The organism is Variovorax sp. P4_D9 (assembly GCF_056401695.1).
In genome coordinates, this window is the sequence record NZ_JBFUIU010000332.1 from 1 (window position 1) to 9,621 (window position 9,621).

The window sequence follows — 9,621 nt, forward strand, 5'->3', positions numbered from 1 at the left end:
GCACATCGTAGCGGGCGCCGCCCACGTACAGGCCCGCCATGAAGAAGACCTTGCGCCGCAGCAAGGCGGCCAGCCGGAAGGGCCCGTCGTTGAACAGCGCCGGCTGGCCGAGGAAGGGAAGCTCGATGCTGCTGCCGCGCTGCTGGCCCGCTTCCTCGGGCCCGGCCAGCGTGCGGTCGGCCAGCAGCCCCGCGAGGCCGCCGCCATCGAGCCAGTCGCGCAGCGCCAGCATCGAGTGCGGCCGGCCGAGGGCGATGACGTGCGGCCGCAGATCGGGCAGGCTGATGGCATTCAGCACGGCATTGATCTGCTGGGCATTGTCGGGATACATGAGCATCGCCGGCCGCAGATCGGCCGGGTCGGCGGCGCGGTGCTTGCAGGCCCCCAGCGCCTCGAAGCTGCCGACGTGCGCGCCGAGCATAAAGGCGCCGCGGCCGGCTTTGACCTCGACCTCGACCGGCGTGTTGCCGTAGACGCGGATGTCGAACAGGTCCATCCGCCCGCGAAGGAAATAGAGCCGGTCGAGCACGGTCGAGGCGAAGGCATGCAGCAGTCGATAGCCGTCGGACCAGCCGGCCTTGGGACCGATGGCCCGGAACAAGTAGCGCTTGATGTGGCGCCGCTGCGTCGGCGAGAACAGCAGGAAGTAGAGCGAGATCGGGTGCAGGATCAGTCGCGTCAGCGGCCGCCCGCACAGGATCGCGATCGCGCAGATGATGCGCAGCGCCAGCATGTTGCTGCGCTCGGGCGCGCGCGACCATTCGGCCCGGCGACTCATGGCCCCGCGCCAGGCACCCAGCGTCCACTGACCGCCACCACGTCGCCGCAGCGGACCTCGAACTTCAGGCCGCGCGAGGCGCCGGTCTCCGGCAGCAGGTCGATCACGAGCCTGCTGCCTGGGCGCACCGGCGCCAGGAACTTGGCCGCTGCCAGCGTCGGCTCGGCGCCGATGCGCGCCGCCAGCGCCGGTACGCCGCGCACGCCTTCAAGCACCTCCGACAGCAGCAGCGCGCCCGGCAGCAGCGGCTGGCCGGGAAAGTGGCCGGCAAAGGCCGGGTGGTCGGTCGGCACTTCGCGCGTGACCTGCACCGGCGTGCTATCGACAGCCAGCTGCGCCAAGGCGAACTCGCGCAACGAGCGCGCCGTCAGCTTGCCCGTGCCCTCGCGCGGGAAGGCCGCCACGTGAACTACGCGGCGCGGCACGAACACCGCCTCGACCCGCTCACGAAGCGCTGCGATGAGGGCGTGGGCATCCAGCCGGGGGGCCACCACGAAGGCCACCGGCCGCACCACGCCGTCGGCCACCTCGTCGGGCAGCCAGAAGGCGCCGTCCTCGACGCCGGGGATGCTGTTGAGGTGATGGTTCAGGTAGCCTAGCGAACTGCGCCGTCCGGCGACATGGATCAGGTCGTTGGCCCGCCCGAGCAGGCGGAAGCGCCTGTCGTCCACCAGTTCCAGGATGTCGGCCATCGGCGTCGGTTCGGGGATGAAGTCACCCGCGAAGACGAAGCGCTCGGCGCCGCCCGGGTCAAGCTCCGCATGCACGCGGATCTGGCCGAAGGTCTCCCAGACCTCGCCCTGCGTCGGCCGGCGGGTGGCGACCTGGCCCGACTCGGTGCTGCCGTAGATCTCGATCAGCACGCCACCCATGGCCTGCTCGGCCTGGGCCGCCAGCTGCGGCGACAACGGCGCGGTGGCCGACAGGATCAGGTCCACCGGCGGCAGCGCGATGCCCGACAGCATCAGCGTCTTGAGATGGAAGGGCGTGGTCACGAGCGCCCGTGGCTGCGGCACCGAAGCCAGCGCCTCGGCCACGTCGGCGGGAAAGAAGGGCCGGCCGCTGTCGAAGGCGGCACCGCCCAGCAGCGCCAGCAACACCGACGATTCGATCCCGTAGCTGTGCTGCACCGGCACGGTGGCGACCAGCGTCAGGCCGCCCAGCGTGGGCCGATCGAGCAGTGCGGCCAGCCGATCGACCGCGGCCTTGACGTCGCCGACCAGGGTGCCCCAGGTCTTGGCGTGCGGTTGCGGCGCGCCGGTCGAGCCCGAGGTCAGCAGGCTCACCGCGTGCATGCCGGCAGCAATGGCCGGCAGCGCCGGCTCGGGCCCATCGACGACCGGCGGACGGTCCTCGATCAGCACCCGCGGCAGGCCTGGCGTCTCGAGCTTCGGGTCGTCGATCACCGCGTAGGCCGGATCGCCCGCCTCGTGCAGCCGCGCCAGCGTGTCGGGGCGTGCGTCGGGGGGCAGCAGGCTGGCTTCGCCGCGCACCAGGGCCGCCGCCAGCCCGACCGCAAAGGCATAGCGGTCGACGCACAGGTTGACGACCGGGCCGCCGGGCAGCAGCTCGGGAGCGAAGCGGGCCACGTCGGCGAGAAACTCGCGCGCGCTCACCGGCGTGCCGGCACGCCATGCGAGGGGCTGGTCGAGATCGCGCTGCGCCAGCAGCGGCAGGAAGGTGTCGAGGCTCAAGGGATTCGTCGATTCAGTGCTGCGCGGTGTGATCCGCCGACGCACCATAGAAGGMACGCACCGCGTCGATCAGGCGGGTGCGCTCGAATTCGGGATGCAGCCGGTAGCGCAGCAGATACTCGCCGACGAACAGGCCGGCCACCATGAGCGGCGTCAGCAGGTTGGCCAGCACCGACCAGGCGGCGAACGAGAAGCGGGCATAGACCGCAATCGAGGCCACCACCATCAAGGCGAAATAGAGCGTCCAGACCCGTGTGACCTGGGCGGTATAGACGCGCATGGCCGGCGACAGCGGATGCACGCGCTGGGCGAACTGGCCGATCAGCGACAACCGGTCGCCGCGCAGCGTGCCGCCGAACCAGCCGCACAGCAAGGCGTTGATGCCGGCATGCTGCAGCACATAGAGGCGATTCGGATCGCCGGCCTCGCCGAGCAGCACCAGCGCGAACGCCGCCACGCCGGCCAGTCCGGCCAGCGCCAGCCCCCAGCTGCCGAAGCGGCTGCCCGCCAGACCCAGCGCGGTGAGCCACAGCGGCCCGAGCAACACCACCACGGCCCAGGGCTCGGCCGCGTGGTAGAGCATCATCCAGTGCGAGACACAGGCATAGCTCACCCCCGCCAGCAGCAGGAGCGCCATGCGCCAACGGGACATGGGTCAGGAAGTGCCGCGGTGCGAGGCGACATGCGTCGCCAGGCTGCGCAGCGACTCGAAGATCTGCTGGTTCCGCTCGTCATCGGAGCGCAGCTGGAAGCCGTACTTGCGAGACACCTCCAGCGCGACTTCCAGGATGTCGATCGAATCGAGCCCGAGTCCTTCGCCATACAGCGGTGCCGTCGGCACGATGTCGGCCGGCGTCACCTCGAGGTTGAGCGATTCGACCAGGAGCACAGCCAATTCATTCTCGAGGGGTGACTGTTCGGAGGTGTCGCCAGCGGTGGGAACGGGGGATTGGGCAGTCGATGACAAAAGAGAACTCCGGGTACTTGTGGGAATGGTCGCAAGTGGTGCGCGGAGCGTGTCACCGGAGAACCGGAGGAAGCTTCGCATGGGGTCGCGATTATAGGAGGCCGGCTTCGATAGACTGGGCGCATTCGAACGACCGGAATTCCCCATGGCCGACCCTCTCCTCATCGCCCGCCACGGCAGCACCGACTGCAGCCTGCTGCCGGGGCTGACCAACCGACACGGCCTGATCACCGGCGCCACCGGCACCGGCAAGACCGTCACGCTCCAGACCATCGCCGAAAAGCTCTCCTCGATCGGCGTGCCGGTGTTCATGGCCGACGTCAAGGGCGACCTCACCGGCGCCAGCCAGGCGGGCAGCATCGGCGGCAAGATGGCGGCCACGCTGAAGGAGCGCGGCCTCGACCTGCCGGCGCCCCTGGCCTGCCCGGTCACCCTGTGGGACGTCTTCGGCGAGCAAGGCCATCCGGTGCGCGCCACCGTGTCCGACATGGGCCCGCTGCTGCTGGGCCGGATGCTGAACCTGAACGAAACCCAGTCCGGCGTGCTGAACCTGGTGTTCAAGATCGCCGACGACAACGGCCTGCTGCTGCTCGACCTCAAGGACCTGCGGGCGATGCTGCAGCACGTCGGCGAGAACGCCAGCCAGTTCACGACCGAGTACGGCAACATCAGCGCGGCCAGCGTCGGCGCGATCCAGCGCGGGCTGCTTTCGATCGAGAGCCAGGGCGGCGACAAGTTCTTCGGCGAGCCGATGCTCAACATCGCCGACTTCATGCAGTCCGTGGACGGCAAGGGGGTGATCAACATCCTGGCGGCCGACAAGCTGATGAATGCGCCGCGCCTGTACGCCACCTTCCTGCTGTGGATGCTGTCGGAGCTGTTCGAACAACTGCCTGAGATCGGCGATCCCGAGCAGCCCAAGCTGGTGTTCTTCTTCGACGAGGCCCACCTGCTCTTCAATGAGGCGCCCAAGGCCCTGGTCGAGCGCATCGAGCTGGTGGTGCGGCTGGTGCGCTCCAAGGGCGTGGGCGTGTTCTTCGTCACCCAGAACCCGCTGGACATCCCGGATTCGGTGCTGGCCCAGCTCGGCAACCGGGTGCAGCATGCATTGCGGGCCTTCACGCCGCGCGACCAGAAGGCGGTCAAGGCAACCGCCACCACGATGCGGCAGAAGCCCGGGCTAGACATCGAGGCGGCGATCACCGAGCTCGCCGTCGGCGAGGCGCTGGTGAGCTTCCTCGACGACAAGGGCCGGCCGAGCATCACCGAGCGGGTCTACGTGCTGCCGCCCGGCAGCCAGATCGGCCCGATCACGCCGGCCCAGCGGCAGGCGCTGATCGCCAACTCGCTGGTGGCGGGCGTCTACGAGAAAGCGGTCGACCGCGAGTCGGCCTACGAGAAGCTCAAGGGCCGCGCCGCGACTGCGCCCGACGCACCGGTGGCGGCGGGCAAGCCCGGCGCCGCCGCACCGCAGGATTCCGGCGGCGTGATGGGCAGCCTCAACGAGATTCTGTTCGGCTCGACCGGCCCGCGGGGCGGCAAGCACGACGGCCTCGCCCAGACGATGGCGAAGTCGGCCGTGCGGACCATGGGCACCACGGTCGGCCGAGAGATCCTGCGCGGCGTGCTCGGCGGCATCTTCGGATCGAAGACCCGACGCTAGTTAAGTTAGGCTGACGGCAACGGCTCACCAGCGCAGCAGCCGGGGCCCGATCAAGGCACCGGCCACCACCGGCAGCGCGATGCCGGCCACGTACCAGATCGCGATGTAGGGCGCCGCCAGCTCCGGGCAATGGAAGGCGTAGACCATCGCGCCGGCACCGCCGGCGAGCGCGCCGGCCGCCGCGCCCGCCAGCGCCGGCCGGGTCGGCGCCAACCCCCTCAGCGCCCACAGCAAGCCCGCGAACATCGGCAGCGAGACCACGGCTATGTCGAGGGCACAGCTGCGCCAGGCCTGTCCCCAGACCAGCGCCGCGCGGTCCTCCGCCGGCGCCGAGAGCAGCGCCAGCAGGGCCAGCACCCAGATCACGAGCACCGGCGCCGCGAGCCCCAGCCAGGCGCCCCGCACCCTCGCACCGGGACGCGCCAGGCGCTGCACGACCACGAAGCCGGCCAGCGCGATGCTGGTGCCGAACAACAGCCGGACCCAGAACATCGGCCAGAACATGGCCTCGATCAGGTCGCGCCGCACGCCGTACGCCAGCAGCATCCAGCCAAAGGACAAGGGCAGGCCGATCGCCAGCGCCACCAGCAGCCGGCGCGACACCGCGCGGCGCGGCACCGGCACCACGTCCGCGGCCAGCAGAGCCACCAGTTGTTCGGTCTTCATCGCGCCTCCCTGATCTTCTGCGCCAGCGCCTTCAGGCCCCGATGGACACCGACCTTGACCGCCGATTCCGACATGCCGGTGAGGCGCGCCGTCTCAGCCACCGACAGCCCTTCGAGCTTGGTGTGGACGATCGGCAGGCGGTGGCGGTCCGGCAGCGTGGCCAGCAGGCCGGCCAGGTCGCGCCGCGCGTCGCTGGCCTCGGTGTCCGATGCGGCGAACACGGCCAGATTGTCATCGAGTGGATCGTGCAGCGCCTCGCGGCCGGCGCGGGCGCGCAGCAGGTCGATCATCTTGTAGCGCGCGATCGCATGCACCCAGGCGGTCAGGGGCTGGTCGGACTGGTAGGTGTGGCGCTGGTTGTGCATGGCAAGTAGGCATTCCTGGACCAGGTCCTCGACCTCGTCGGGCCAGCCGAACAGGCGCCGGCCCAGGAACGCGCGCAAGTGCGAGGCGAGTTGCTCCAGAAAGCTGCGATAGGCGGCCGCGTCGCCGTTGAGCCCGCGCACGAACAACGCGTGCAGCCGCAGCTCCGCTTCGCTCTTCGCCATCGGGCTTCCTTTGTTCATTCGCGCACCGACAGCGTCCGGTTACAGGCGCCGCCAAAATAAGAAAACCGCCGGATTGTGCCGTGATGGCGAAGCGGGGCCGCAGGCGGCGCCGCTTTACGGCAAATGGCGTATGCGCTGGCTTGCCAGTTCCGGGAGCCATCGGTACATTGTATTTTTTGAGGGCCCGCAATGTCTGTAGACACCGTTCCGATTCCGTCTTCGTCTTCCGTTCCAGCCGTTTCCCCGCCCTCCGCCGACGCCGCGCCGCTCGAGCCGGCTTCGCTCTCCCCCGCCTCGCCTCAGCGCAGCCACATCCGCCTGACCTCGCACGCCGGAGGCTTCGGCGCCCTGCCGATCCAATGGGGCGCCGCGACGGCCGCCGAGCGCGGCCCGGTGGTCGGTACCACCACCAAGCGCGCGCATCGCAACGTCATCGGCACCCACAGCGGCTCCTACAGTGTGTATCGCGCACTGGCCGTGGCCGCCGGCGCACTCTCTCCGCACCACAAGGCCGACCTCACCAACACCTCGCCCACCGACGTCATCGGCCCCTACCCGCAGTGGAGCGAACCCGGCAAGATCGTCTCGCTCGACCCCTGGGGTGCGGTGGTGGCCGATGCTTTCGCCACCGAACTCGCGGCCGGCTATGACATCCGTCCGACCATCGCGATCACCAAGGCCCACGTGATCCTGCCCGAGGTGATTGAGGCCCTGCAGAGCGGCCGCCTGAAGGCCGACGGCAAGTTCCTGACCGCCGGCGGCGCGGCGATGGTCACCAAGGCGGCGATCGAGCCGGTCTGGTTCCTGCCCGCGGTGGCCCAGCGCTTCGGCTGCTCCGAAACGGATTTGCGCCGGGTGCTGTTCGAGGAGACCGGCGGCATGTACCCAGAACTCGTCACGCGCTCCGACCTCGAGGTGTTCCTGCCGCCGATCGGCGGCCAGACGCTCTACATCTTCGGCAACGCCCGCGACCTGGCCAACCCCGAGGTCGAGCTCACCGCGCGGATCCACGACGAGTGCAACGGCTCGGACGTCTTCGGCTCCGACATCTGCACCTGCCGGCCCTACCTGACGCACGCCATCGAGGAATGCATCCAAGGCGCGCAGCGCGGCGGCGTCGGCCTGATCGCCTATTCGCGCAAGGAAGGCCGGGCGCTCGGCGAAGTCACCAAGTTCCTGGTCTACAACGCCCGCAAGCGCCAGGTCGGCGGCGACACCGCCGACCAGTACTTCGCCCGCACCGAGTGCGTGGCCGGGGTCCAGGACATGCGCTTCCAGGAGCTGATGCCCGACGTCTTCCACTGGCTCGGCATTCGCAAGATCCACCGCCTGGTGTCCATGAGCAACATGAAGTTCGATGCCATCACGGGCTCGGGCATCGAGATCGGCACCCGGGTCAATATCCCCGACGAACTGATCCCGGCCGATGCCCGGGTCGAGATGGACGCCAAGATGGCTGCCGGCTACTTCACGCCCGGGGCAGTGCCGGACGCCGAGGAACTCAAGAAGGCCAAGGGCCGGGGGCTCAATCAATGAGCGGAAACAACTATGGGATGGATCCCGAGCGCCCGACCGCCAACGCCGCGGTGCGCAGCGCCGACGCCGAAGGCCATGTCGACCCGGCGCTCGAATTCGTCGGCGACACGGCACATCCGGCTGGCGCCGCGGCCTTCCTGCGCACCACCCAGGCCGTGCGCAGCCGCGCCGCGGCGCTGCTGGCCCGGGCCCGCGCCGGCGAATCCGAATGGTTCACGATCGGTGATGACGACGCCCTCGAAGACACCGCGCGCACGGTGGCCGAAGTCACGCGCGACCGCTACGCCTGGGGCCCAATTCCCTACCACAGCCGCTGGCGCCATTTCGAGGCCGGCGGCGTGAACCGGGTGGCCGAGCTCGATCAACTGCTCGGCGAGGTCGATGCCCGGCAGCGCGCCCGCACGCACCTCGACCTGGTGCTGGTCAGCGTCCTGCTCGATGCCGGCGCCGGCCCCGACTGGCACTACTTCGAAGCCGGCAGCGGCCAGCGCTTCACGCGTTCCGAGGGGCTGGGCGTGGCCAGCTTCCATGCCTTCACGACCGGACTCTTCTCGTCCGACCCCAACCATCCGCTGCAGGCCGACGCGGCCGGCTTGCGCGCACTGGTCACCGACCGGCTCGGCGACGCCTTCCAGGTCAGCAGCGTCAACCCGCTGGTCGGGCTGACAGGCCGCGCCACGCTGCTGCGCCGGCTCGGAGAGGCGATGAGCGAGCGGCCCGAGGTTTTCGGCGACGACGGCCGGCCCGGCGGATTGTTCGATGCGCTGGTCGGATCCTACGGCCCCGCTGCGCCGCCGACCGCGGAAACCACGGCCCACGAGATCCTGTCGCTGCTGCTCGAATCGCTGTCGGGCATCTGGCCCGCCTCGAATGCCATCGACAGCATCGCCACGGACGGCAGCGACGCGTCCGGCGCCCTCGGCTCGGGCGACCCGGCACTGGCGCTTGGCGACTGCTGGCGCCACAGCGCGGTGCGCGGACCCGGCCTCACCAACGGCTGGATGCCTTTCCACAAGCTGTCGCAATGGCTGACCTATTCCATGCTCGAGCCCTTCGAATGGGCCGGCGTCAAGGTGCGCCATGTCGAGGCGCTCACCGCCCTGCCCGAATACCGCAACGGTGGCCTGCTGATCGACAGTGGCCTGATCGTGCCGCGCAGCCCCGAGCTGGTCGAGCGTTCCTGGAAGGTCGGCGACGAGTTCATCGTCGAATGGCGCGCACTGACCGTCGCGCTGCTCGACGAGGTCGCGGGGCGGGTGCGCAAGGTGATGGAGCGCAGCGAGGAAGAAATGCCGCTGGCCCGCGTACTCGAGGGCGGCACCTGGGCCGCCGGCCGCGTCATGGCGCAACGCTTGCGTGACGGTGCGCCACCCTTGCGCATCGAGAGCGACGGCACCGTCTTCTAGACTTCACTCCCTTTCTTCACAACGACAAGAACGCACCCGCGCTTCCTCCACGCCATGAGCAACGTCCACCTCGTCGACCACCCCCTCGTCCAGCACAAGCTCACGCTGATGCGCCGCAAGGAGGCCAGCACCAACAGCTTCCGGCGTCTTCTCAACGAGATCAGCATGCTGATGGCCTACGAGGTCACGCGCCACATGCCAATGCAGGACATCGAGATCGAGACCCCGCTCGAGACCATGCACGCCAAGGTGATCGACGGCAAGAAGCTGGTGCTGGTGTCGATCCTGYGCGCCGGCACCGGAATCCTCGACGGCATGCTGAGCGTGGTGCCTGGCGCGCGCGTCGGCCACATCGGCCTGTAC

General features: G+C 69.5%; 10 protein-coding genes. 4 read left to right on the forward strand and 6 right to left on the reverse strand.

What is annotated here, in order from left to right:
* The 4 genes from AC1DY5_RS29495 to AC1DY5_RS29510 form a co-directional block, all read right to left on the reverse strand.
* On the reverse strand, nucleotides 1-778 hold a 778-nt coding region (locus AC1DY5_RS29495; protein ID WP_478117207.1), incomplete at its 3' end, for an acyl-CoA synthetase.
* Complete coding sequence (locus tag AC1DY5_RS29500) at nucleotides 775-2,472, reverse strand: AMP-binding protein (RefSeq protein WP_478117208.1); 1,698 nt, start codon at nucleotides 2,470-2,472, stop codon at nucleotides 775-777. The genes AC1DY5_RS29500 and AC1DY5_RS29495, both read right to left, overlap by 4 nt.
* Nucleotides 2,473-2,485: 13 nt before the next feature.
* Complete coding sequence (locus AC1DY5_RS29505; protein ID WP_478117210.1) at nucleotides 2,486-3,124, reverse strand: COG4648 family protein; 639 nt, start codon at nucleotides 3,122-3,124, stop codon at nucleotides 2,486-2,488.
* A 3-nt stretch (nucleotides 3,125-3,127) separates the two neighbouring features.
* On the reverse strand, nucleotides 3,128-3,439 hold the full coding sequence (locus AC1DY5_RS29510) for a phosphopantetheine-binding protein (protein WP_478117212.1): 312 nt from the start codon (nucleotides 3,437-3,439) through the stop codon (nucleotides 3,128-3,130).
* Between the two features lie 145 nt (nucleotides 3,440-3,584).
* Here AC1DY5_RS29510 and AC1DY5_RS29515 point away from each other — a divergent pair, with 145 nt between their 5' ends.
* Nucleotides 3,585-5,102: a helicase HerA-like domain-containing protein gene (locus AC1DY5_RS29515; RefSeq protein ID WP_478117214.1), complete on the forward strand. Its 1,518-nt coding sequence runs from the start codon at nucleotides 3,585-3,587 to the stop codon at nucleotides 5,100-5,102.
* Nucleotides 5,103-5,126: 24 nt separating this feature from the next.
* Here AC1DY5_RS29515 and AC1DY5_RS29520 read toward each other — a convergent pair whose 3' ends face one another.
* Nucleotides 5,127-5,768: an NrsF family protein gene (locus AC1DY5_RS29520; RefSeq protein WP_478117216.1), complete on the reverse strand. Its 642-nt coding sequence runs from the start codon at nucleotides 5,766-5,768 to the stop codon at nucleotides 5,127-5,129.
* On the reverse strand, nucleotides 5,765-6,316 hold the full coding sequence (locus AC1DY5_RS29525; RefSeq protein WP_478117218.1) for a sigma-70 family RNA polymerase sigma factor: 552 nt from the start codon (nucleotides 6,314-6,316) through the stop codon (nucleotides 5,765-5,767). Before AC1DY5_RS29525 ends, AC1DY5_RS29520 begins: the two co-directional genes overlap by 4 nt.
* 189 nt (nucleotides 6,317-6,505) lie before the next feature.
* Between AC1DY5_RS29525 and AC1DY5_RS29530 the strand changes: the two genes are divergently transcribed.
* From AC1DY5_RS29530 to upp, 3 genes are all read left to right on the forward strand, one after another.
* The gene (locus AC1DY5_RS29530; RefSeq protein WP_478117220.1) at nucleotides 6,506-7,852 is read left to right on the forward strand and encodes a GTP cyclohydrolase II; all 1,347 of its coding nucleotides are present in this window, start codon (nucleotides 6,506-6,508) and stop codon (nucleotides 7,850-7,852) included.
* Nucleotides 7,853-7,869: 17 nt separating this feature from the next.
* The gene (locus AC1DY5_RS29535; protein ID WP_478117223.1) at nucleotides 7,870-9,258 is read left to right on the forward strand and encodes a DUF1688 family protein; all 1,389 of its coding nucleotides are present in this window, start codon (nucleotides 7,870-7,872) and stop codon (nucleotides 9,256-9,258) included.
* Nucleotides 9,259-9,312: 54 nt separating this feature from the next.
* Nucleotides 9,313-9,621 (forward strand): uracil phosphoribosyltransferase (gene upp / locus AC1DY5_RS29540; RefSeq protein WP_478117221.1); only part of this gene is annotated, 309 nt, incomplete at its 3' end.

Bases quoted from the DNA above. Each gene is read 5' to 3' on its own strand.
- AC1DY5_RS29515 (WP_478117214.1), top strand. From the start codon at position 3,585: ATGGCCGACCCTCTCCTCATCGCCCGCCACGGCAGCACCGACTGCAGC.
- AC1DY5_RS29535 (WP_478117223.1), top strand. From the start codon at position 7,870: ATGGATCCCGAGCGCCCGACCGCCAACGCCGCGGTGCGCAGCGCCGAC.
- AC1DY5_RS29520 (WP_478117216.1), bottom strand. From the start codon at position 5,768: ATGAAGACCGAACAACTGGTGGCTCTGCTGGCCGCGGACGTGGTGCCG.
- AC1DY5_RS29525 (WP_478117218.1), bottom strand. From the start codon at position 6,316: ATGGCGAAGAGCGAAGCGGAGCTGCGGCTGCACGCGTTGTTCGTGCGC.
- AC1DY5_RS29530 (WP_478117220.1), top strand. From the start codon at position 6,506: ATGTCTGTAGACACCGTTCCGATTCCGTCTTCGTCTTCCGTTCCAGCC.